Annotated in this window: 23 protein-coding genes and 1 other RNA gene; 10 read left to right on the top strand and 14 right to left on the bottom strand. The window is 37.2% G+C overall.

Annotated features, from left to right (window positions below; translation table 11 throughout):
* Positions 1 to 183 precede the first annotated feature (183 nt).
* On the bottom strand, positions 184 to 750 hold the full coding sequence (pgsA, locus tag HNR69_RS02285; protein WP_012340218.1) for a CDP-diacylglycerol--glycerol-3-phosphate 3-phosphatidyltransferase: 567 nt from the start codon (positions 748 to 750) through the stop codon (positions 184 to 186).
* Between the two features lie 90 nt (positions 751 to 840).
* Positions 841 to 1,713: a ferritin-like domain-containing protein gene (locus HNR69_RS02290; RefSeq protein WP_075293704.1), complete on the bottom strand. Its 873-nt coding sequence runs from the start codon at positions 1,711 to 1,713 to the stop codon at positions 841 to 843.
* A gap of 127 nt (positions 1,714 to 1,840) precedes the next feature.
* Between HNR69_RS02290 and ffs the strand changes: the two genes are divergently transcribed.
* Positions 1,841 to 1,939, top strand: an RNA gene (gene ffs, locus HNR69_RS02295) — signal recognition particle sRNA small type.
* Positions 1,940 to 2,004: 65 nt separating this feature from the next.
* Here ffs and HNR69_RS02300 read toward each other — a convergent pair.
* From HNR69_RS02300 to focA, 11 genes are all read right to left on the bottom strand, one after another.
* On the bottom strand, positions 2,005 to 2,346 hold the full coding sequence (locus HNR69_RS02300; protein ID WP_011609306.1) for a carboxymuconolactone decarboxylase family protein: 342 nt from the start codon (positions 2,344 to 2,346) through the stop codon (positions 2,005 to 2,007).
* 104 nt (positions 2,347 to 2,450) lie between these two features.
* Positions 2,451 to 4,181 (bottom strand): heme ABC transporter ATP-binding protein/permease CydC, encoded by a 1,731-nt coding sequence (cydC, locus tag HNR69_RS02305; RefSeq protein ID WP_075293705.1) that lies wholly within the window; start codon positions 4,179 to 4,181, stop codon positions 2,451 to 2,453.
* A complete protein-coding gene (gene cydD, locus HNR69_RS02310) occupies positions 4,181 to 5,944 on the bottom strand; it encodes a heme ABC transporter permease/ATP-binding protein CydD (protein WP_075293706.1) in 1,764 nt (587 codons plus the stop codon). The genes cydC and cydD overlap by 1 nt, the downstream gene beginning before the upstream one ends.
* A 65-nt stretch (positions 5,945 to 6,009) precedes the next feature.
* Positions 6,010 to 6,963 carry a thioredoxin-disulfide reductase gene (gene trxB / locus HNR69_RS02315; protein WP_075293707.1) on the bottom strand — a complete coding sequence of 318 codons (954 nt, stop codon included), beginning with the start codon at positions 6,961 to 6,963 and terminating at the stop codon, positions 6,010 to 6,012.
* A gap of 128 nt (positions 6,964 to 7,091) precedes the next feature.
* On the bottom strand, positions 7,092 to 7,832 hold the full coding sequence (gene pflA, locus HNR69_RS02320) for a pyruvate formate lyase 1-activating protein (protein ID WP_012340222.1): 741 nt from the start codon (positions 7,830 to 7,832) through the stop codon (positions 7,092 to 7,094).
* A gap of 65 nt (positions 7,833 to 7,897) precedes the next feature.
* A complete protein-coding gene (locus HNR69_RS02325; protein WP_075293708.1) occupies positions 7,898 to 8,602 on the bottom strand; it encodes an HvfC family RiPP maturation protein in 705 nt (234 codons plus the stop codon).
* The gene (locus HNR69_RS02330; RefSeq protein WP_075293709.1) at positions 8,587 to 9,507 is read right to left on the bottom strand and encodes an HvfB family MNIO-type RiPP peptide maturase; all 921 of its coding nucleotides are present in this window, start codon (positions 9,505 to 9,507) and stop codon (positions 8,587 to 8,589) included. Before HNR69_RS02330 ends, HNR69_RS02325 begins: the two co-directional genes overlap by 16 nt.
* 45 nt (positions 9,508 to 9,552) lie before the next feature.
* Positions 9,553 to 9,789 carry an HvfA family oxazolone/thioamide-modified RiPP metallophore gene (locus HNR69_RS02335; RefSeq protein WP_075293710.1) on the bottom strand — a complete coding sequence of 79 codons (237 nt, stop codon included), beginning with the start codon at positions 9,787 to 9,789 and terminating at the stop codon, positions 9,553 to 9,555.
* A gap of 22 nt (positions 9,790 to 9,811) precedes the next feature.
* Positions 9,812 to 10,270 (bottom strand): HvfX family Cu-binding RiPP maturation protein, encoded by a 459-nt coding sequence (locus HNR69_RS02340; RefSeq protein ID WP_075293711.1) that lies wholly within the window; start codon positions 10,268 to 10,270, stop codon positions 9,812 to 9,814.
* Between the two features lie 134 nt (positions 10,271 to 10,404).
* Complete coding sequence (pflB, locus tag HNR69_RS02345; protein WP_011609291.1) at positions 10,405 to 12,729, bottom strand: formate C-acetyltransferase; 2,325 nt, start codon at positions 12,727 to 12,729, stop codon at positions 10,405 to 10,407.
* Positions 12,730 to 12,823: 94 nt separating this feature from the next.
* Positions 12,824 to 13,675, bottom strand: coding sequence for a formate transporter FocA (focA, locus tag HNR69_RS02350; RefSeq protein WP_075293712.1), 852 nt, complete (start codon positions 13,673 to 13,675; stop codon positions 12,824 to 12,826).
* A gap of 244 nt (positions 13,676 to 13,919) precedes the next feature.
* Between focA and hinT the strand changes: the two genes are divergently transcribed.
* The 5 genes from hinT to metF all read left to right on the top strand — a co-directional run bounded on the left by hinT (position 13,920) and on the right by metF (position 17,326).
* Positions 13,920 to 14,270 (top strand): purine nucleoside phosphoramidase, encoded by a 351-nt coding sequence (gene hinT / locus HNR69_RS02355; protein WP_075293713.1) that lies wholly within the window; start codon positions 13,920 to 13,922, stop codon positions 14,268 to 14,270.
* Complete coding sequence (locus HNR69_RS02360) at positions 14,270 to 14,626, top strand: YcfL family putative periplasmic lipoprotein (RefSeq protein WP_075293714.1); 357 nt, start codon at positions 14,270 to 14,272, stop codon at positions 14,624 to 14,626. Before hinT ends, HNR69_RS02360 begins: the two co-directional genes overlap by 1 nt.
* 6 nt (positions 14,627 to 14,632) lie before the next feature.
* Positions 14,633 to 15,688, top strand: a complete 1,056-nt coding sequence (gene nagZ / locus HNR69_RS02365; RefSeq protein WP_075293715.1) for a beta-N-acetylhexosaminidase — start codon at positions 14,633 to 14,635, stop codon at positions 15,686 to 15,688.
* Complete coding sequence (locus HNR69_RS02370) at positions 15,678 to 16,226, top strand: ClbS/DfsB family four-helix bundle protein (protein WP_425591135.1); 549 nt, start codon at positions 15,678 to 15,680, stop codon at positions 16,224 to 16,226. Before nagZ ends, HNR69_RS02370 begins: the two co-directional genes overlap by 11 nt.
* Before the next feature lie 215 nt (positions 16,227 to 16,441).
* Positions 16,442 to 17,326 carry a methylenetetrahydrofolate reductase gene (gene metF, locus HNR69_RS02375; RefSeq protein WP_075293716.1) on the top strand — a complete coding sequence of 295 codons (885 nt, stop codon included), beginning with the start codon at positions 16,442 to 16,444 and terminating at the stop codon, positions 17,324 to 17,326.
* An 86-nt stretch (positions 17,327 to 17,412) separates the two neighbouring features.
* On the opposite strand, the gene HNR69_RS02380 is transcribed toward metF, so the two are convergent.
* Positions 17,413 to 17,877, bottom strand: coding sequence for a single-stranded DNA-binding protein (locus HNR69_RS02380; protein WP_011609284.1), 465 nt, complete (start codon positions 17,875 to 17,877; stop codon positions 17,413 to 17,415).
* A gap of 178 nt (positions 17,878 to 18,055) precedes the next feature.
* On the opposite strand from HNR69_RS02380, the gene uvrA reads away from it, so the two are divergent.
* The 4 genes from uvrA (at position 18,056) to mreD (ending at position 23,739) form a co-directional block, all read left to right on the top strand.
* Entirely contained in the window at positions 18,056 to 20,887 is a 2,832-nt protein-coding gene (uvrA, locus tag HNR69_RS02385) for an excinuclease ABC subunit UvrA (RefSeq protein ID WP_075293717.1), read from the top strand.
* 171 nt (positions 20,888 to 21,058) lie between these two features.
* A complete protein-coding gene (locus HNR69_RS02390) occupies positions 21,059 to 22,114 on the top strand; it encodes a rod shape-determining protein (protein WP_011609282.1) in 1,056 nt (351 codons plus the stop codon).
* 81 nt (positions 22,115 to 22,195) lie between these two features.
* Entirely contained in the window at positions 22,196 to 23,251 is a 1,056-nt protein-coding gene (gene mreC, locus HNR69_RS02395; RefSeq protein WP_132995417.1) for a rod shape-determining protein MreC, read from the top strand.
* On the top strand, positions 23,251 to 23,739 hold the full coding sequence (gene mreD, locus HNR69_RS02400; RefSeq protein WP_011609280.1) for a rod shape-determining protein MreD: 489 nt from the start codon (positions 23,251 to 23,253) through the stop codon (positions 23,737 to 23,739). Before mreC ends, mreD begins: the two co-directional genes overlap by 1 nt.
* The last annotated feature ends 6 nt before the right edge of the window (positions 23,740 to 23,745 follow it).

Raw genomic sequence — 23,745 nt, forward strand, 5'->3', positions numbered from 1 at the left:
CTGTAGGCTGTAGGCTGTAGGCTGTAGGCTGTAGGCTGTAGGCTGTAGGCTGTAGGCTGTAGGCTGTAGGCTGTAGGCTGTAGGCTGTAGGCTGTCATTTTTTTCGTTCTATTTTATTTGTCAAGTAAAAATTCGGGTTATTCTATCTCAAAATTGTTATGGGAAAAACGATTTTTTATTTTTTTATTCACTTTTTTGTTTGTTATCAGCTAAAAGATATTTTTTGGCGGCGGCTAAATATTGAAACATTGACCAAACTGTCAACATGGCGGCGATATACAAAAAGACAATTGCTGTAATTTCCATTAATGTATTGTAGTGCCATAAAAGACCGCCAAGTGCAAGCATTTGTGAGGCTGTTTTAATTTTCCCCAGCCAAGAAACCGCAACGATGCCACGGCTACCGATTTCTGCCATCCATTCTCGTAATGCTGAAATCACAATTTCACGAAAGATCATAATAATTGCAGGTATCGTTACCCAAAAAACATGTTGATATTCAACAACGAGCGTAAGTGCCGCAATGACCATGACTTTATCGGCGACAGGATCTAAAAACGCACCAAAAGGCGTACTTTGATTCCATCGGCGAGCAAGGTAACCGTCCAGCCAGTCTGTTATTGAGGCAATGAAAAAAATAATAGTTGTGAGAAAAGGTGCCCAATGAAAAGGCAAATAAAATGTTACGATAAAGAACGGGATTAATCCGACTCGAAATAAAGTTAAGATTGTAGGAATATTGAATTTCATAATGCTGTTTTGAGTAGAGTAGGGATACGCTGTATTCTAAAGTATATCCCTTATTTTTAAAAGCCTGATGAAACTAACAAAGTGAAATAATTAGTTGTTTTTGATATGGGATTTTAACGTTTGTTCAATTTCATAAATCCAATCGAGTTCATATTGAGTAAAACCGGCTTGGATACGAGCATCAGTATTAATAACTCCTTTAAAAATCACGATGCGATATTTACGTAATAATTCGCTGAAACATTTCATTGCATCTAATTGACGTTTAGCGGAAAGTGCGTGATACCAATGATTCCCAATAGAAACATGACCAATTTCGTCACGCAAAATAATATCTAAAATTGCCACTGCCTCGACGTCTTTACGCTGTGCAATTTTTTCTTGTAGTATTGGGTTTGCATCTAATCCTCTGGCTTCCAAAACTCTAGGTACCAATGCCATACGCTCCCAAATGTCATGAGCCGTCGCTTGAGCCATTTCCCATAAGCCGGCATGTGCTTCAAAATCACCGTATTGATATCCTAATGTGTTTAAATGCTCATTCACGAGAGTAAAGTGAGTGCTTTCTTCACGTGCAACTTTGAGCCAATCTTGTATAAATAGCATACCTTGCTTAAGTTCTTCTTGTGCATTACGTCCAAATCTCCAAGCGGCATCTAAACCAAGATTTATGGCGTTAAATTCAATATGTGCAATGGCATGTAATGTTGCCGCATAACCTTCGTTTGTGGCAAAAGAACGTTTCGGCACATTTTGGGGAGCGACAAGGAAGGGTTTGTGTGGAATACCGACAATTTCTTGTTCAGGTGTAACAAGAGGAAAATCGTCCGTTTGATCTAGATTTATCGTAGGCAAAATTTCATCATATAACTGATTCACTAAACGACATTTTTCATAAGGATCCGTTTCTGCCAGTGCGGTTGTTATTTTATGCCAAAAGTCTTGAGTTGAAAGTGCGGTCATATTTTTCCTTATTTCATAGAATAATTTTTAATCGCTCAAAGTATAGTTATCAGAGAAAGATTTGCAATCGGAATTTGCTTATAGGATAATGCACCCCATTAGCCGTTCGGTTAATTCTATGGAAATCTTTTCGGTTCCTCGCAATAGTGTCCGATTTACTCGGTCAGGTTCGGAAGAAAGCAGCCAAAGTCGGAATTTCTGTGTGCCGAGATCCTGCCGGAAAGGTTTCCGCCCATCTACTACATTTCAATATGTATAAAAAAAGCAACTTTTCAGTTGCCTTTATTCAATTTAGCTTTGTTCTTTTACTGCCTCTAATGCACGCAAGGCATAAGTATAAGCCGCACCAGCGTTCAGTGCAATCGCAGTAGCCAATGCTCCGGCAATTTCACTTTCTGTTGCCCCTGCTTTAGCTGCTTTTTCAGCATGAACACTAATACAACTTTCACAACGTGTCGTAATAGCGACAGCAATTGCGATGAGTTCACGGGTTTTTTCATCAAGTGCTTCAGCCGCAGCTGCCTGATCTAAGTTAATATAGGCTTGTAACATTTTTGGATGAGACTTGCCCAATTCGCCAAAAGATTTTTTAACATGAGCGGTATGCTCTTTCCAATCTGTGAATGTTGTCATAAGAATTTCCTCTTGTTGTTAATCAAGTTAATGTTGATAATTAACCGCACTTTTATAACTTGATTGACTAAAAGTGCGGTGTAATTTGAACATATTTTTTAGATTTAAATTCGTTCAATAAGTTGTTTAAAAAATCCTTTTTCTTGTTGAATCAGTTGATGGTAGTGTCCTTGTTCAACTAGATGGCTGTTATCCATGATACAAAGTAAATCGAATTGTTCAAGTGCTGTTAGACGATGAGTAACCATAATGAACGTTTTATTTTGACAATGTTCAAATAATAGCGTTAGAACATGGCGTTCAGTATCTCGATCCAGTCCTTCTGTCGGTTCATCAAGTAGAATAATGGGGGCATTATTCAGTAAAACTCTTGCCAGTCCTAAGCGACGCTGTTCACCGCCTGATAAAGGTCGCCCGCCGTCGCCTAACCATAAATCCAGTCCTTGATCCTGCTGAACTAATTTTTCCAGACCTACCTTTTGTAGTATATGACACATTTTTTCATCGCTGATTTGTTGGCTACCTGCTATTTGTAAATTATTGCGTAAAGTATCACTAAAAATATGTACTCGTTGAGTGAGTAAACAGATATTTTGGCGTAGCGTTTCTTCGGTATAAACTTGAATCGGTGCATTAGAGAGTAAAATTTCCCCTTGGTTGCAATCATAGTTTCGAACCAATAATTGCAGTAAACTTGATTTGCCACTCCCCGTTTTCCCGAGAACAGCCACTTTTTTTCCAGCTTCAACGGTTAAATTAATTTGTTGCAATGCCTGATCATTGCGATCCGGATAAGAAAAACTGACATTTTTCAGTTGAATAAGCGGATATTCATTGTTTTGCAATATGTGAGTACCGTTGAATTGCACTAAAGGTCGTTGTGCAAGAAGTTCATTAATGCGTTCTGCAGATGAAATGACTTGTCCAATATGTAAGAATGCGGCACTAATAGGCATGAGAAGCTCAAATGAGGCAAGAGCGGCAAACGCAAATAACGCAATAAAAGCATTGTGATAATCTGCAATGGAAAATTGTGCTTTCGCCGCAAACCAAAGGGTTATTACTACCAGTAATCCGTTAATAAATACGACAAGTGCGGTAGATAATCCGACTAAATTTGTTTCTTGTTGTTGGTAAGATTGCCATTCTAATTCGATTGCTTTTAGTTTCTCTTTTGAGCTAAAGGCTGCATTAAAGAGTAACAGTTCCGCTTGCGACTGAATAAATTCGATAAAATAAGTGCGATAAACTGAACGAGATTGAGTTAATTTAGCACCGAATTTACGTCCCAGCCGATAAAAAACGATGGGAATAATTAAAAGTAGCAACAGCAGGCTTATACCAATAAATACGCCGATAGAAACATTAAATAAACTTAAGCATAATGTAATAAAAGCAATAACAATCATTGCACTGATAAAAGGGGCAATAAGGCGTAAATACAATGTATCTAAAGTATCTACATCAGCCACTAAACGATTAAGTAAGTCACTGTTGCGATAGCGATTAAGTACTGCGGGGCTTAAAGGAATAAGTTTACTGAATACTTGAACACGTAATTTTGCCAATACACGGAAAGTGGCATCATGCGTCACTATTTTTTCAAAATAACGTGTTACAGTTCGACCGATTGCTAAACCTCTGACACTTGCCGACGGGTAGAAAAAATTAAATAATGTGCCAATACCGGCTAACGCCGTGGCGGCGAGAAACCAGCCGGATAGGGTTAATAAACCGATGCTTGAGGCTAATCCCGCAATCATTAATATTCCCCCTAAAATGAGAGTAAATTTAGCGTGATAAAATAAGCGAAGAAAAGGAAGTAAAGCTCGCATTATTGAATTTCCTGTTTTTGTTGAGCCAAAAGTTCGGCGAAGAAACCTTGTTCTTTTAATTGTTCAAAACGGCCTTGTTGCACAATTTGCCCTTGTTGCATCACTAAAATTTGGTCGCATTGTTTTAGATCTTCAATGCGATGCGTAATCATTAAAGTAGTTTGGTTACGGCTAATTTTTTGTAACACTTGTAGCACGGCATTTTCCGATTTTGCATCAAGACTTGCAGTAGGTTCATCAAGTAATAATAAATTGCTTTGACGCAATAATGAGCGAGCAATAACAAGACGTTGTGCTTGTCCAACGGATAAACCAATACCGCCTTCTCTAATCAGAAAATCAAGTCCTAATTTCGCACAAAAAGACGTGGCTTGTGCTTGTTCTAATGCTTGCATAATTTGTTCGTCTGTTGCTTGAATATCACCAAAAAGTAAATTTTCTCGAATCGTGCCTTGTAATAATAAAGGATTTTGCCCTACCCAAGCGATATTTTTTCGCCATTCGTTTAAAGATAAATCATGCAATTCAATACCATTAATTTTTAAACTTCCCTGATAATTTAAGAAACCGAGTAACACGTTGATTAATGTTGTTTTACCTGCACCGCTTTGCCCAACTAACGCAGTATTGCTTTGAGCAGTCAAGCAAAAATTTAACGGAGCGGTTAAAGGATGGCCTTGTGGTGAAAGTGCGATGAGATTTTTCGCTATAATTTCGACCGCACTTTTAGGCTCGATACTATGTGTTTGTTCATATTGTTGAGAAGTAACTTCTTGCTCCAAAAATTTAACGATTTCATCAGCTGCACCAATACCTGCTGCACGATCATGGTAATAAGCACCCAGATCTCGTAAAGGTTGGTAAAACTCAGGAGCAAGAATTAAGCAGAAAAAGCCAATAAATAAAGTAAGTTCAGTGTCGTAAGAACCGAAGTTAATTTGTCCTAAATAACTAAAACCAAAATAAACTGCCATTAATGCAATAGAGATAGAAGTAAAAAATTCTAATACTGCGGAAGATAAAAATGCCATTTTTAGCACAGTCATAGTTGTTTCACGAAAATCTTCAGTGCTTTCTTCAATATATTCAGTTTGCTCTTTTGTTTTATTAAAAAGGCGTAATGTTTCTAATCCACGTAAACGATCTAAAAATTGACCGCTAAGTTTTGCTAAGGCGGACATATTTTTTTGACTACTATCTGCGGCGGCTAATCCGGCTAAAATCATAAAAATAGGAATAAGCGGAGCAGTAAGTGCCAAGATTAATCCTGCCGCCCAATTGAGTGGAAAGACAGCGATTAAGATAATGATTGGTGTAATGGCTGAAAGTGCTTGTTGAGGTAGAAAGCGAGCATAAAAATTGTGCAGATTTTCTACTTGTTCCAGCATCAAGGTTGCCCAACTTCCCGCAGATTTTTGGTTGATCATTGCCGGGCCAGCTTGATGAATTTTGGCGAAAATTTGTTGACGAATATGATGACGTAATTGTTGACCGCATTTAAAGCCCACTTTTTCCCTTGCCCATAATATTAAACCACGTAGCATAAAACCAAGAATAAGTGCTAGAAAGTGCGGTATTAATTCACTTCGATCCGTATTTAAAATAATGAGTTGATGAAGCAGGTAGCTTAAAATATAAGTTTGTGCAACTAAAACAACGGATGAAATAGTTGCAAGAATAATATTAAGCGAAAGCAACTTTTTGATTGGCTTTTGTTGTTTGCGTAGCCATTTGAAAACATACTTTTGACGTGATTTTTCCATTGTTACTGCTAGAGGTTATGATATATTTGTGGGGCAAATTAGTTGCCCCAATATGACTGAGTTAATTATTTTTGTGTATCCAAAAAACGTTCTGCATCTAAAGCTGCCATACATCCAGTTCCGGCAGATGTAATTGCTTGACGATAGTTGTGATCCATTACATCTCCGGCTGCAAAAACTCCTTGGACAGATGTTGCCGTTGCATTACCGTCCAAACCGGATTTTACGACAATATAACCGTTGTTTAATTCAAGTTGATTGGTAAACAATTCAGTGTTAGGAGCATGACCGATCGCAATAAATACCCCTTCTAATTTAAGATCTTCAACATTTTCTGTTTGTGTGTTTTTTAAACGGATTCCGGTTACGCCCATATTATCACCTAAAACCTCCGCTAAAGTGCGGTTCGTATGCAGGATAATTTTTCCTTCTTCCACTTTTTTATTGAGGCGATCGATTAAGATTTTTTCTGCCCGAAACGTATCACGGCGATGAATTAAATGAACCTCAGAGGCAATATTTGCAAGATATAAGGCTTCTTCAACAGCCGTATTACCGCCACCAACCACAGCCACAGGTTTATTGCGATAAAAGAAGCCGTCGCAAGTTGCACAAGCGGAAACACCTCGTCCTTTGTAAGTTTCTTCTGAAGGTAAGCCTAAATAACGAGCCGATGCACCTGTTGCGATAATGAGTGCATCGCAACTGTAAGCCCCTGCATCACCAAATAGTTTGAATGGACGTTCAGATAAATCGACATTATTAATATGATCGAAGACGATTTCGGTATCAAATTTTTCAGCATGTTGCAACATTCGTTGCATTAATTCCGGACCTGTTGTATCACCAAAGTCTCCCGGCCAGTTTTCTATTTCAGTCGTCGTGGTTAATTGTCCACCTTGTTGTAATCCGGTAACCAATACGGGTTTTAAGTTTGCTCTGGCAGCATAAATTGCGGCAGTATAGCCGGCAGGACCGGATCCTAAAATGAGCAGTTGGCTATGTTTAAAATCTGACATAAAAATCCTTGTTAGTAAAATCTTGCAAGATTGTGGGTTCGCTTATTATAGAGATTTCAATAATTAAATCTATCATTAAATAGAAATCCATAGTGGCTATTATGTTGCTGGAGGCACTATTTTTAACATTAATATTTGACTGTGTGTCCATAACTTTCAATGATAGATTTGATATGTTCTAGAGAATCTTTAGTTGGAGGGACTACATCTTCCAGTTCATATTGTTCGCCCATCGTTTTCCATTTATGTGCACCTAGCTGATGATAGGGTAGAAGTTCGACCTGTTCGATATTGCTCATATTTTGAATAAATTGACCTAATAAGTGTATATCTTCATCAGCATCAGTATAACCGGGAACAACTACATAGCGAATCCAAGTTTTTTGATTGCGTTTTTGTAAGTATTTGGCAAATTCTAGTGTACGCTTGTTCGGTACACCGATAAGATTTTGGTGCACTTTATCATTGAGCTGTTTTAAATCAAGTAAAACAAGATCGGTAACATCTAATAATTCATCAATGACATGATCATAATGACGTACAAAGCCATTTGTATCCAAGCAAGTACTTATTCCTTCTGCTTTACAGGCTTTAAACCAATCTCGAACAAATTCAGCTTGTAAGACAGCTTCTCCACCGGATGCGGTTACGCCACCGCCCGTTGCATTCATAAAATGACGATACGTGACCACTTCTTTCATTAAATCTTCTACACTGATTTCTTTGCCATCATGTAGATCCCATGTATCTCGATTATGGCAATATTTACAACGCATTAGGCAGCCTTGTAAAAATAAAATGAAACGAATTCCCGGCCCATCAACAGTTCCACAAGATTCGTAAGAGTGATAACGTGCAAGTACAGACATAATTCCTCTTTCCAGCTAAGATAAAAAAATGGCGGTAATTATATCATGCACTATTAATTTGTAACTTATTCTTTGGATTGCTCGGGAATAATGACCCCTAAATCGATCCATTTGTACCAAGTTTGTTGCAGAAATTGTAGTATGTTTTCGTCAACTGCAAGGTTTTTTAAAGATTCTTTTAGCTTTTGTAGTGAATAGGCTTTTTCTTGTAACAGCATTAATAAAAAGTGATCTAAGTCCGTTAACTTTTGGTAATACACTTCAAATTGAGCATTACGCCAAATAATTGTTTTTGAAGGTTGATTTAGTATTTTGCTAAATTGAGTTGAAAGAAAATCCACCGGATATTCTCTTATAAAGCAAACTTCTGAGCATTTCATTGGAGTTTGTTCTGTTATATCGAATTCAGTCGGTAGCTGAAACATTGATACTTCCGCTTGAAGTTGATCAAATTCAAATTGCATTAGGGAGAGAATATTTTCATCGAAAATATTTTTGTGTTGGCAAAATTGTAAAAACTCACCTGCAATATCTTGGAAGTAAGGGGAATGTGCTTTTCCGTTTTTGACAAATTCTTCTTTTGCATTATCCCAATCTTGTCGGTTTAAATGAGCCGGAGTTTCGGTAAAGCATTTTTCGATAAAGCCAAAAGTATTGTTGCGTAATAACCGCACATAAATATTTAAACGTCTAGGATCGTGATTGCTAGAGTCTTTTTCACGAATAGCTTGAACAAATTCTTGTTGCGTTTGTGCTAGATTTTTAGCCATGACAATCCTCTTTTTTTGACATATTTTTGTTGTAATTGATGGATAATATCGACTTCTTTACAAAGTTTTTCAAAAGGGGGGAAATTGAAATCACGTTCAAGTAGTGTTGGTGGCATATGAGGTAAACGAGCATAAGTATATTCAAGTAAATCCCAAACAGTACCTTTTACATTTTCACCATGTGTATCAACAAGTAATTGAGGAAGATGGCGAAAATCTCCTTTGATTGTATTGAAAGACTCTGATGTTTGTATTTGCACTTCAGTAGCGGCATGTTCATCATCATGTCCGGCAATATGAATGTAATTGACACGTTTTAAATCCACATTATCAATAAAGACATGAGGATCAAGTAATCCATGGTTGACCGCATTTACATAGATATTATTAACATCTAAATGAATACCGCAATTTGCCTCTTGTGCAATAGCATTGAGAAATTCTACTTCATTCATCGTGCTTGTTTCAGAATGCAAATAATAAGAGGTGTTTTCTACTGAAATTTGAATTTCTAAAAAATCTTGTACTTCACGAATTCTTGCTGCAGTGTGTTTTACTGCTTCATCAGTAAACGGCATTGGCAATAAATCATATAAATGACCATCGCATTCGCAAAAGCTCAGATGATCGGAAAAGAAAGGCGTATTATATTGTTTTATCATGGCTTTAATGCCTGATAACAATTCTTTATCTAAAGGGGCTTGTCCACCAAGAGAAAGAGATAACCCATGGATTAGCATAGGGATTTTTTCTGCCACTTTATCGAATTGATAACGCGCAAATCCTCCCATTTTTAACCAGTTTTCCGGTGCTATTTCCATAAATTGAATTCGATCATTATTGCGTAATTGTAGAAATCCTTCCGCTAGATCACGTCTGTAGCCTAAACCGGCACCTTGTCGCATATATCCTCCGTGTAAATAAAAAGGGTGCGATGCACCCTCAAAAATTTATTTAGATGCACCGCACTTTCCTTCGCCACATTTGCCTTCGGCAGATTTCGGCATGTTTTTTTTAGGTGTAGCTGCACCGCACTTTCCTTCACCACATTTGCCTTCAGCAGATTTTGTTGAAACGCATTTTCCATTCATTTCCATACAGTCGTTTGTAGTGTTCTTCATGTCTGCATGTGCTGACACAGCCATAGTTAATGCACTAGCTAGTGCTACTAAAGTTGTTTTTTTCATGGTTTTTCTCCTATATAAATGATTAAAGTAAATTCAGCCGTTTTTGAGCTGAGTATTTTTTCCGTAACAGAAAATCAAGTGAAACTACACCCGCACCTTGTAGGAGCAGAGGAAGTAACGTAATTATGTAAATGAGCGGTAATTTATAACCATTGTTGCATACGTTATAACCTAATCCGCTATGTACTGTTGCCCAAGCTACAGCGGTTAAAATCATCAACCCTAAAGCACTAAAGCGAGTTGCAATACCTAAAACCAACAAAATCGGAAACAATAATTCTGCACCGGTTGCAATAGCCCAATTTAAGTCCAGTGGTAAAATTGAGAAAGGAAACGGAAAATTATCTTTTATCGCATAAAACCAATTTTCACCGTTCCATTTTTCTAGTCCTGCTTCGAAAAACTCATAGGCGACAAAAAAACGTAATACGAGTAAGGATAATCCCTGAGTGGATTGTTTAAAAATATGACAATGAGACATTTTCTACTCCTAAAAAATTGCTTTCTAGAAGTTAGACGAATGAGAAAATAAAACCTTACAAAAAAATTTCAAAAATTTAGAAAAATAAAAAGGTCAGATTTTACTCTGACCTTTTAAATATTCTGATTTAAAACTTACATTGACGTTGTGAATGTACGTGTAATTACATCTTGTTGTTGCTCTTTGGTTAAAGAGTTGAAACGTACTGCGTAACCTGATACACGAATGGTTAATTGCGGGTATTTGTCTGGATTTTCTACCGCATCTAATAACATTTCTCGATTTAGTACATTCACGTTTAAGTGTTGACCGCCTTCAATAGTTGTTTCATGATGGAAATATCCATCCATTAAACCTGCCAAATTGCGTTTTTGTGCATCAATATCTTTACCTAACGCATTAGGTACGATAGAGAACGTATAAGAAATACCGTCTTTAGCATAAGCAAATGGAAGTTTAGCAACAGAAGTTAATGATGCTACCGCACCTTTTTGATCACGTCCGTGCATTGGGTTTGCTCCCGGTCCAAATGGTGCACCTGAACGACGACCATCAGGTGTGTTACCTGTTTTCTTGCCATATACCACATTTGAAGTAATCGTTAAAACAGATTGAGTTGGTGTTGCATTGCGGTAAGTTTTGAGTTTTTGAATTTTCTTCATGAAACGTTCAACCAAGTCAACCGCAATATCATCTACTCGTGAATCGTTGTTACCAAATTGTGGATATTCACCTTCAATTTCAAAGTCAATCGCAACATTTTTTGAAATACCGATCACGTCGCCAGCTTTATTTTTCACTTCAATATCACCACGAATAGGTTTTACTTTAGCGTATTTAATTGCAGAAAGTGAGTCGGCGGCAACAGAAAGACCGGCAATACCGCAAGCCATTGTTCTGAATACATCACGATCATGCAATGCCATTAACGCTGCTTCATAAGCATATTTATCGTGCATAAAATGAATAATGTTCAATGCAGTGACGTATTGTTTTGCTAACCAATCCATAAAGCTGTCTAAACGGGTCATGACGTCTTCATAATCTAAATATTCAGTTGTAATAGGATCGGTTTTAGGACCAACTTGGTCACCGGATTTTTCATCAATACCGCCGTTGATTGCATACAGTAATGTTTTTGCTAAGTTCGCACGAGCCCCGAAGAATTGCATCATTTTACCCACGATCATTGGGCTTACGCAGCAGGCGATTGCATAGTCATCATTTTGGAAATCCGGACGCATTAGGTCGTCATTTTCGTACTGTACAGATGAAGTATCAATTGATACTTTCGCAGCATAGCGTTTGAAACCATCAGGTAAACTTTCAGACCAAAGAATAGTTAAGTTCGGTTCTGGTGAAGGTCCCATCGTGTAAAGTGTATGCAAGATACGGAAACTTGTTTTGGTGACTAAAGTACGACCATCTAACCCCATACCGGCTAAAGTTTCAGTTGCCCACATTGGATCACCAGAGAATAATTGATCGTATTCAGGCGTGCGTAAGAAGCGAACCATACGAAGTTTCATGACCAAGTGGTCAATTAATTCTTGAGCTTCTTGTTCTGTAATTTTGCCTGCTTTGAGATCACGTTCAATGAAAATATCTAAGAATGTGGATACACGACCAAAAGACATTGCCGCACCGTTTTGTGATTTAACGGCAGCAAGGTAAGCGAAGTAAGTCCATTGAACCGCCTCTTGAGCATTTTTTGCTGGAGCGGAAATATCATAGCCGTAAGATGCTGCCATTTCTTTCATTTTGCCTAAAGCACGGTGCTGTTCAGCGATTTCCTCACGTAATTGAATCGTTGCTTGAATATCTTCGCCGCTCTCTAATTTCTCTTGTAATGAAGTAAATTGTTTGAATTTATCTTTCATTAAGAAATCTGCACCATAAAGTGCCATACGGCGATAGTCACCGATGATACGACCACGACCGTAAGCATCAGGTAAACCTGTGATTACACCTGATTTACGACAACGTAAAATATCTGGTGTATAAACATCGAATACGCCTTGATTGTGAGTTTTGCGATATTCAGTAAAGATTTTTTCAACTTCTGGATTGAGTTCACGACGGTAAACTTTACATGAGCCTCTAACCATGTTGATCCCACCAAACGGCATAATTGCACGTTTTAAGGGAGCGTCTGTTTGTAAACCGACAATTTTTTCTAAATCTTTATTGATATAGCCCGCTTTATGAGAAGTGATAGTGGATGGAATATCTGTATCAATATCATAAGGTTCGTGAGTTTTGTTCTCCACTTTGATTTTTTCCATTACATCAGCCCACAGGATTGATGTTGCTTCTGTTGCTTCCGCTAAGAATGCTTCATCCCCCTCATACGGAGTATAGTTTTTTTGGATAAAATCACGAACATTGACTTCAGTTTGCCAATCTCCACCGACAAAACCTTCCCAAGCTTTTTGTTGAGTTTCTGTTAATTGAGCCATCGCTAATAACTTCCTTTTGAGTAAATAAAAATAAAACTGTTGAACTTTGTAAAAACAATCGAAAAACAGACCGCTCTTACACCCTAATGATTTATTAGTGTCTATGAGGTTTATTGGTAAACCATTGCATTAATGCAATACAAACACCGCCACCGATAATATTCCCTAAGGTGACAGGAATTAAATTCTTAAAGATAAAATGGTAAATATCCAAATCGGCAAATTGCAGAGGATTAAGATTAATTGCTTGCCAAAAATCTGTTGAGCTGGCATGTGAGGTAATTATTCCCATTGGGATCATAAACATATTTGCAACACTATGCTCAAAGCCTGAGGCAACAAATAGACCTATAGGCAAAATCATGATGAATGCTTTATCTGTTAATGTTTTTCCGGCATAACTCATCCAAACAGCAATACATACCATAATGTTACATAGAATACCTAAGCAAAATGCTTCAAGCCATGTGTGGTGAATTTTATGTTGTGCTGTTTTTAGAATGGTTAAACCCCATTGTCCATTTGCCGCCATAGTTTGACCGGCAAACCAAATTAGTAACACGATAATTAATGAACCGACGAAATTACCCAAATAAACAACAAGCCAATTTTTTAGCATTTGAGTTGTGGTAATTCGTTTATTCACACGTGCAATAAGAGACATAGTTGATGATGTGAAAAGCTCTGAACCGCATACTACCGCCATAATAATACCAAGAGAGAAAACCAAACCTCCAACAAGTTTGGTAAGTCCCCAAGGGGCATTACCCGAACCTGTCTGAGTAGTAGTGTAAAAAACGAAAGCAAGGGCAATAAATGCACCCGCAGAAATTGCAGATAAGAATGAGTAGAATTGATTTTTAGTTGCTTTATAAACACCTACATTCTCACCTATTTGTGCCATTTCGCTAGGTGATACTATTATGGTTGTATTTTCGGTTTTCATTACAAACCCTATTGAAATTAAACTGGCGTTATTTTAAGTCATTAACCGGAAACTTTAAACTAAAAAATTTTTTATTTTTTATAAAATTTGTTAAATGAAAATATTTTTAACAAGTGTTTAACATTTAATTGTTTTATATTTTTTAAATGCAACAACTTATTAACATTTGGCAATCTAAATTGCTATTTAAAGGGATTTCTGATACAAAATGCACCTATTATTTTTATATCATGGGAGAACAAAAATGGTAGAAGAAACTATTTTTAGCAAAATTATTCGTAAAGAAATTCCGGCAAATATTGTTTATCAGGATGAATTGGTTACTGCATTTCGTGATATATCCCCACAAGCACCTACCCATATTTTAATTATCCCAAATAAAATTATTCCGACAGTTAATGATGTAACATCAGAAGATGAAGTAACGTTGGGACGTTTATTTACCGTAGCGGCGAAACTTGCTGAAAAAGAGGGAATAGCACAAGACGGTTATCGTTTAATCGTCAATTGCAATAAACATGGAGGACAAGAGGTCTATCATTTGCATATGCACTTGGTTGGCGGTGAACCTTTAGGGAAAATGTTGGCAAAATAATGAAAAATTTACTTATCGCTTTTATTTTGAGTTTGGGATTAATTGCTTGTGGTTCTTTGGAAAAAGTAAATTTAGTGCATTCTCAACAACCAATTATAAATATTAGTACCGAGCTTGCTTCTGATATTGACGTACAAGTCAGCCATTCATCAGCATCGCTGACAAACGTTTCACAAAAGCAAGTGACGCTCGTATATTATTTTTTTTGGTACGATAAAAATGGTGTAACACAAGGTGATGTGGCTAATATGAAAAATGCCACTATGCTGATTTTATCGCCAGGTCAAACACGTCAGTTAGTATTACAAAAGCCGACAACAGAAAGTGTGAATTACCGCCTTTACTTGAGTTTATAGAACAAAATGTCGATATTATTAATAGATTTATCGGGTCAAGAGTTACGTCAAGAAGAAATCGAATTACTTGAACATCCTCTAGTCGCAGGATTAATTTTATTTAGCCGCAATTTTTATGATATTGAGCAAATCCGACATCTCATTAGATCGGTGCGTCAAAAGGTTAAAAAGCCTTTATTAATTACTGTTGATCAAGAGGGTGGGCGAGTACAGCGTTTTCGTCAGGGTTTTACGCAATTACCGGCAATGCAGTCCTTTGCCTGTTTACTTTCTGACCCTCAAGAGCAACAGGAAATGGCTTGGCGAGCTGGTTGGCAAATGGCGGCGGAAATGACCGCACTTGATATCGATCTTAGCTTTGCACCTGTTTTGGATCTTGGGCATCAATGTAAGGCAATTGGCGACCGCAGTTTTCATTATGAGGAAAAGAAACTGATTGAACTTGCTGAGAAATTTATTCAAGGTATGAGACAAATCGGAATGTCGGCAACGGGTAAGCATTTTCCCGGTCATGGACATGTGTTAGCCGATTCTCATTTGGAAACACCTTATGATGATCGAGCAAAAGAATTAATTTTTGCACAAGATATTCGACCGTTTCAGTCTTTGATTAAACAAGGGTTGTTAGATGCAGTGATGCCGGCACATGTTATCTACACTCAATGTGATAATCAACCGGCAAGTGGATCGTCTTATTGGCTAAAGGAGGTTTTACGTCAACAATTGGGATTCCAAGGAGCGATTTTTTCTGATGATTTGGGTATGAAAGGTGCCGGTTTTATGGGGGATTTTGTTGCTCGTTGTACGCAATCTCTTCAGGCGGGTTGTGATTTATTGTTGTTATGTAACGAGCCTGAAGCAGTGGTGCAAGTTTTAGATCGTTTTAAACCACAGGAAAGTCAAAATAAACGAATAATACGCCAAACTAGATTGAATAAATTATTCAAAAAACAACGGATTGATTGGCAAACCTTACGCGCTCAACGTGATTGGTTGGAAAATCACAAAAAACTTACCGCACTTCAGCAAGATTGGTTAGCCTATAAGGGCTATGACAATTAGAAATTATGGAGGTGGTTTTTTGAGAGTATACAAAAATAAAGAAGAACTCAAAACTGAAATAAATAAAGCATTTAAGAAGTATATTTTAGAATTTGATAATATTCCAGAAACCTTAAAAGATAAGAGAGTTGATAAAGTTGATAGAACTCCAGCTGAAAATCTTGCTTATCAAGTGGGATGGACAAGTTTGGTTCTTAAATGGGAAAAAGATGAAAGAAAGGGGCTTCAAGTAAAAACACCATCGGATGAATTTAAGTGGAATCAACTTGGTCAATTATATCAGTGGTTCACGGATACTTATGCTCATTTATCCTTGCAAGAGTTAAAAGCAAAATTAAATGAAAATATTAATTCTATCTATGCAATGATTGATTCGTTGAGTGAGGAAGAATTATTTGAACCGCATATGAGAAAGTGGGCTGATGAAGCGACTAAAACAGCGACTTGGGAAGTGTATAAGTTTATTCATGTCAATACGGTTGCACCTTTTGGGACTTTTAGAACAAAAGTCAGAAAATGGAAGAAGACAGTATTATAAATTACCTTTTTACAAAAAAATTTCATAAAAACAGTTACCAAAGGCAATAGAGAAAACTATCGTTTTTTCCTTTGCAAATTTAAATTTTATTTAATTAAATTAATATGAATTTAATTCATGAAAAGTATAATTTTTCTGAAATTGACACATATTTTCTTTCTCTTTATGATGATTTTAACCGATTTAAAGATAAATTTATTATGGAGTAAATGAATATGAGTTATACCAAAGAATTAGATACATTAAATCAGCATATGGTTGATATTAATGGGAAAATTAATGTTTCTTTTGAGTTTTTTCCACCTAAAAATGAAAAAATGGAAACTCTTTTGTGGGACTCTATTCATCGTTTAAAAGTCCTTAAGCCGAAATTTGTATCAGTAACCTATGGAGCAAATTCCGGTGAGCGGGATCGTACTCATACTGTTGTTAAGCGTATTAAACAAGAAACCGGTTTAGATGCGGCACCGCATTTAACCGGTATTGATGCTACTCCGGAAGAATTAAAGGCTATTGCTAAGGATTATTGGGATGGGGGTATTCGTCGAATTGTTGCTTTACGGGGTGACGAACCTAAAGGTTATATTAAGAAACCTTTTTATGCCTCCGATTTAGTTGAGTTATTACGTTCGGTAGCTGACTTTGATATTTCAGTGGCTGCTTATCCTGAAGTGCATCCCGAAGCAAAATCTGCTCAAGCGGATTTAATTAATTTAAAGCGAAAAATAGATGCAGGAGCAAATCATGTCATCACTCAATTCTTTTTTGATGTTGATAGTTACTTACGTTTTCGTGATCGTTGTGCTTCAATAGGGATTGATGCAGAAATTGTGCCAGGCATTTTACCGGTAACGAATTTTAAACAATTACAAAAAATGGCTGCGATAACAAATGTCAAAATTCCAAGTTGGATGGCGAAAATGTATGAGGGGTTAGATGATGACCAAACTACAAGAAATTTAGTTGCGGCAAGTATTGCGATGGATATGGTGAAGGTTTTATCTTGTGAGGGGGTAAAAGATTTCCATTTCTATACACTCAATCGCAGTGAGTTAAGTTATGCTATTTGCCATACTTTAGGCGTTCGCCCAAGTTTATAAAAAACCGCACTTTGAGCCTAAAAAAGGACTAAATTGTTAAAATTTGGTCCTTTTATTTTTACGGATTTTATTAAGAAATGCACAATTTAAAATGGAATGTCATCATCAAGTGGAGCATCAACAGGTGATGGAGATGCAATGCTCGGTTTAGGTTGAGAATGTGATTGGTAGGTTGGTTGCTGTTGAGGTTCGTATCCTCCCATTTGTCCACGATCTGAACGACTATCCAGCATTTGCAATACATCGCCCTGAATTTCAGTGGTATAACGATCTTGACCATTTTGATCTTGCCATTTGCGTGTTCTTAAACGTCCTTCTACATAAACTTTTGAGCCTTTGCGTAAATATTCTCCAGCCACTTCTGCTTGACGACGATAAAACACGATGCGATGCCATTCTGTAATTTCACGGCGTTCATTGGTATTTTTATCAATCCAACTTTCACTTGTTGCAACACTGATATTCGCAACAGCATCACCGTTTGGCATGGTGCGAATTTCAGGAGCGTTACCAAGATTTCCAACAATGATTACTTTATTTACTCCAGCCATAAGTCCTCTAATTTGCTTCAGTTAAAAAGTGCGGTTATTTTGCCTTAAATTAAAAAAAAAAGCTATGCTTAAAATGAACTAAACTGGATATTTGCACAGTTGTTTAGGAATGTGAGATAATGATCGCAAAATTTACTTGATTGGCTTGCTATTATTGTCAATTTATTGTTGGTGTATTATGGAAAAAATTGATATTCGTGGGGCAAGAACTCACAATCTAAAAAATATAAGTTTAACAATTCCTCGTAACAAACTTGTTGTAATTACGGGGCTGTCTGGTTCAGGAAAGTCTTCTTTGGCTTTTGATACGTTATATGCAGAGGGGCAACGCCGTTATGTAGAGTCATTGTCTGCCTACGCTCGCCAATTTTTATCTTTAATGGAAAAACCCGATGTTGATCATATTGAAGGATTATCTCCGGCTATTTCTATTGAACAAAAATCCACTTCTCATAATCCTCGCTCAACAGTGGGAACGATTACTGAAATTCATGATTATTTGCGTTTATTGTTTGCTCGAGTAGGTGAGCCGAGATGCCCAGAACATCATGTTACATTAAGCGTGCAAACTATTAGCCAAATGGTTGATAAAGTACTGAGTTTGCCGGAAGAAAGTAAGATGATGTTACTTGCACCGGTGGTCAAAAATCGTAAAGGCGAGCATATCAAAATTTTAGAAAATATTGCCGCACAAGGCTATATTCGGGCAAGGATTGATGGTGAAATTTGCGATTTATCGGATCCGCCTAAATTAGAATTACAGAAAAAACATACAATTGAAGTGGTGGTTGATCGCTTTAAAGTGCGGTCTGATTTGGCTACTCGTTTGGCTGAATCTTTTGAAACAGCGTTAGAGTTGTCCGGTGGGACAGCAATCGTTGCGGATATGGAGAATTCGCAAGTGGAAGAATTGATTTTTTCCGCTAATTTTGCTTGCCCTCATTGTGGTTATTCTATCCCTGAATTAGAGCCGAGGTTGTTTTCTTTTAATAATCCTGCCGGTGCTTGTTCTACTTGTGACGGTTTAGGCGTGCAACAATATTTTGATGAAAAACGTGTTGTACAAAACGCATCGATTTCTTTAGCCGGTGGAGCGATAAAAGGGTGGGATCGGCGTAATTTTTATTATTACCAAATGTTGATGTCTTTAGCTAAGCACTATGATTTTGATATTGAACTACCTTTTGAAAAGTTACCGAAAAAAATTCAGCAAATTATCTTAAACGGTTCAGGTAACGAGGAAATTGAATTTCAATATATGAACGATCGTGGTGATGTTGTTCTTCGCCGTCATAGTTTTGAGGGGATTCTCAATAATATGGCTCGCCGTTATAAAGAAACCGAATCTATGTCTGTACGAGAGGAATTGTCCAAAAATATTAGTAGTCGACCTTGTGTAGATTGTTGTGGTTCGAGATTACGTTCGGAAGCTCGCCATGTTTATATCGGTGAAGCTAATTTACCTGATGTATCGGAGAAAAGTATCGGAGAAGCACTCAATTTTATTGATAACCTGACATTGACGGGACAACGTGGGCAAATTGCAGACAAAATTCTGAAAGAGATTAAAGAGCGGTTACAATTTTTAGTGAATGTGGGGCTGAGTTATTTATCTTTATCTCGTTCAGCGGAAACTTTATCCGGTGGAGAAGCACAGCGTATTCGTTTGGCAAGTCAAATTGGTGCAGGACTAGTTGGAGTAATGTATGTACTTGATGAACCCTCAATCGGTTTACACCAACGAGATAATGAGCGTTTATTAAATACTTTGTTGCATTTGCGTAATCTAGGCAACACAGTGATTGTGGTTGAACATGATGAAGATGCTATCATGGCAGCTGATCATATTATTGATATTGGTCCCGGAGCCGGTGTGCATGGAGGAAATGTTGTTGCACAAGGTAATGCACAAGAAATTATGGCTAATCCAAATTCTTTAACAGGTAAATTCTTGTCAGGTAAGGAAAAAATTGAAATTCCGCTGAAACGAACCGCAGTTGATAAGCAAAAAATGCTTAGATTAAAAGGAGCAAGCGGTAATAACCTGAAACAGGTGAATTTGGATATTCCCGTTGGTTTATTTACCTGTGTAACAGGTGTATCCGGTTCGGGAAAATCTACCTTAATCAATGATACTTTATTTCCATTGGCTCAAAATGCGTTAAATCGTGCGGAAAATTCCCAGTTTGCACCTTATCAATCAATTGAGGGACTTGAGTTTTTTGACAAAGTGATCGATATAGATCAAAGTCCGATAGGTAGAACGCCTCGTTCTAATCCAGCGACTTATACAGGACTATTTACGCCAATTCGTGAATTATTTTCCGGCGTGCCGGAGGCTCGAGCGAGAGGTTATAATCCGGGGAGATTCAGTTTTAATGTGCGTGGCGGACGTTGTGAAGCCTGTCAAGGTGATGGTGTTATCAAGGTTGAAATGCACTTTTTACCTGATGTTTATGTGCCTTGTGATCAATGTAAAGGCAAGCGTTATAATCGAGAAACCTTGGAAATTCGTTACAAAGGCAAAACTATCCATCAAGTGCTTGATATGACAGTAGAAGAAGCACGAGTGTTTTTTGATGCTATTCCAATGGTAGCTCGTAAATTACAAACGTTGATTGACGTTGGTTTATCTTATATTCGCTTAGGTCAATCTTCAACAACCTTGTCTGGAGGAGAAGCACAAAGAGTTAAATTAGCAACAGAGCTTTCTAAACGAGATACAGGGAAGACGTTATACATTTTAGATGAACCGACTACAGGATTACATTTTGCCGATATTAAACAACTCCTGACCGTCTTACATTGTTTACGTGATAAGGGAAATACCATAGTGGTAATTGAACATAATCTCGATGTAATAAAAACCGCTGACTGGATCGTTGATTTAGGACCGGAAGGGGGAAATGGCGGAGGACAAATTATTGCTACCGGCACGCCGGAAGAGGTTTGCCTAGTTGAAGGATCTCATACGGCGAGATTTTTAAAAACTATGTTGGCTAAAAAATAACATCATAAATTAGAAACCGTACTTCATGGATTCGATTTTAATAAAGTGCGGTTTTTTCTTTGCTTTTTATAAAAAAGTTCTGTTACAAAGGGTGTTTTTTTGCTAAATTTAGCACAATTTTTTCGTTAAGCTCGGTAGAGCGTTTTTATACAATTTATTAGCGGACTTCTTATGTTATTCAAAAAAATTCGTGGTTTATTTTCCAATGATCTCTCAATCGATCTTGGTACGGCAAATACGTTAATTTATGTAAAAGGTCAAGGTATTGTTTTGGATGAGCCTTCAGTTGTTGCAATTCGCAAGGATAGAGCAGGTTCACTTAAAAGTATTGCGGCGGTCGGAAAAGAGGCTAAATTAATGTTGGGTCGTACGCCAAAAAGTATTGAAGCTATTCGTCCAATGAAAGATGGTGTCATTGCTGATTTTTTTGTCACAGAAAAAATGTTGCAATACTTTATCAAACAAGTTCACAGTGGCAATTTTATGCGACCGAGTCCTCGAGTGTTGGTTTGTGTTCCTGCTGGAGCAACACAAGTCGAACGTAGAGCTATTCGTGAGTCAGCAATTGGTGCGGGAGCGAGAGAGGTTTACTTAATTGAGGAGCCAATGGCAGCAGCTATTGGTGCGAAATTACCCGTTTCAACGGCAACAGGATCGATGGTTATTGATATTGGTGGTGGTACAACAGAAGTTGCAGTGATTTCTTTAAATGGTATTGTTTATTCTTCTTCTGTGCGTATTGGTGGTGATCGCTTTGATGAAGCTATTATCGCTTATGTTCGCCGCACTTTTGGTTCAATTATTGGAGAACCAACAGCAGAACGTATTAAACAGGAAATAGGTATTGCTTATATTCAAAATGATGATGAAGTGAAAGAAATGGAGGTTCATGGGCATAATTTAGCAGAGGGAGCCCCACGCACATTTAGCTTAACTTCAAAAGATGTTTTAGAAGCATTACAACAACCTTTAAATGGCATTGTGACCGCTGTACGTACAGCGTTAGAGGAATGCCAACCGGAACATGCGGCAGATATTTTTGAGCGTGGTATTGTATTGACGGGTGGTGGAGCTTTATTGCGTAATATTGATGTATTGCTTTCAAAAGAAACCGGTGTTCCGGTAATTGTTGCAGATGATCCATTAACTTGTGTCGCTAGAGGTGGTGGTGAGGCTTTAGATATGATTGATATGCACGGCGGCGATATTTTCAGTGATGAAATTTAGTTTTAACAACATGAAAAGTGCGGTAGATTTTACCGCACTTTTTGTCTTAACTATTTAATCTGTTGTGATAAATCAATCTTTATGAAACCTATTTTCAGTAAATCACCTCCTTTAGGTATTCGGCTTATTTTAGCCGTGGTAGTTTCTATCACTTTAATTCTGTTTGATGGCAAAACTAGTGCAATGATTAATCTTCGTGGTTTTATGGAAACTGCGGTAGGAAGTTTATATTATTTAGCCAATACGCCACGTGTTATACTGGATGGTGTATCGGAAAATTTGATCGATACAAATAAATTGCAAATCGAAAATAAAGTATTACGTGAACAATTACGAGAAAAAAATGCTGATTTGCTCTTGTTGGATCACTTAAAAGTTGAAAATCAGCGTTTACGTTTATTGTTAAATTCGCCATTAAGAACAGATGAATATAAAAAAATTGGTGAAATTTTAACCGCTGAAACGGATGTTTATCGCCAACAAGTTATTATCAATCAAGGTGCGAAAGACGGTGCTTATGTTGGACAGCCTGTTATTGATGAAAAAGGTGTGGTTGGTCAGATTATTTCAGTGGGGGAAAATACTAGTCGAGTATTATTATTAACTGATGTCATGCATTCTTTACCTGTTCAAGTTTTACGCAATGATGTACGTGTAATTGCCAGTGGAACAGGGCGAAGTGATGAATTGACTTTAGAGAATGTGCCGAGATCGGTCGATATTGTAAAAGGTGATTTACTTGTTACGTCTGGACTTGGGGGGCGTTTTTTAGAAGGTTATCCTGTCGCAATTGTGGAAAATATTTCTCGTGATAGTAAAAATTACTTTGCCACTATTACAGCTAAACCTTTGGCTTCTATAGAACGTTTACGCTATATTTTACTACTTTGGCCAACGCATGAAGATATGCGTAAAGCACAATCTCTGACACCTGAAGATGTTCGTAAAGCAGTGCAACAACGTCTAGAAATGCAGCATAATTCTTCTACATATAAGGTGAAAAAGACTCCGGTACAGGAGGAATTTTTTCCATCCAATAATAATGCAGATGAGTATTCAGTAGATATATTAGAAACCTTACCGGAAAATTTACCTGAGCAAGAGTTTCTACAAAAAGAGCAGGGGGATGAAAATTAATGAAAGTAAAATTTTTGTTACAAATTTTAGTGATTAGCGGTTTGTTTATTTTTACTTTTGCTCTTGAACTTATGCCTTGGCCAGTAACTTTTCAGAGTTTCAAACCCTCTTGGCTAGTGTTGGTTTTGCTTTATTGGATTTTAGCGATTCCGAATAAAATCAGTATTGGTACCGCATTTATATTAGGTATTATTTGGGATCTAATTTTGGGCTCGATATTAGGTGTGCATGCTTTGGTTTTATCTGTCTTTGCATATTTGATTGCAATTAATCATTTGGTTTTAAGAAATTTATCTTTATGGTTCCAAGGTATTCTCACTATTTTATTTGTTATCGCTATTCGTTTTTCAATTTTTTTGATCGAATTCTTTTTAAATGGTGTACATTTTAATTGGCAAGCGATTTTTGGAGCTATCACAAGTGGGATATTATGGCCTTGGTTATTTTTATTATTGCGTATAATTAGACGAAAATTAGATTTAAGATAGTTTTGT

The organism is Histophilus somni (assembly GCF_014202395.1).
GTDB lineage: Bacteria > Pseudomonadota > Gammaproteobacteria > Enterobacterales > Pasteurellaceae > Histophilus > Histophilus somni.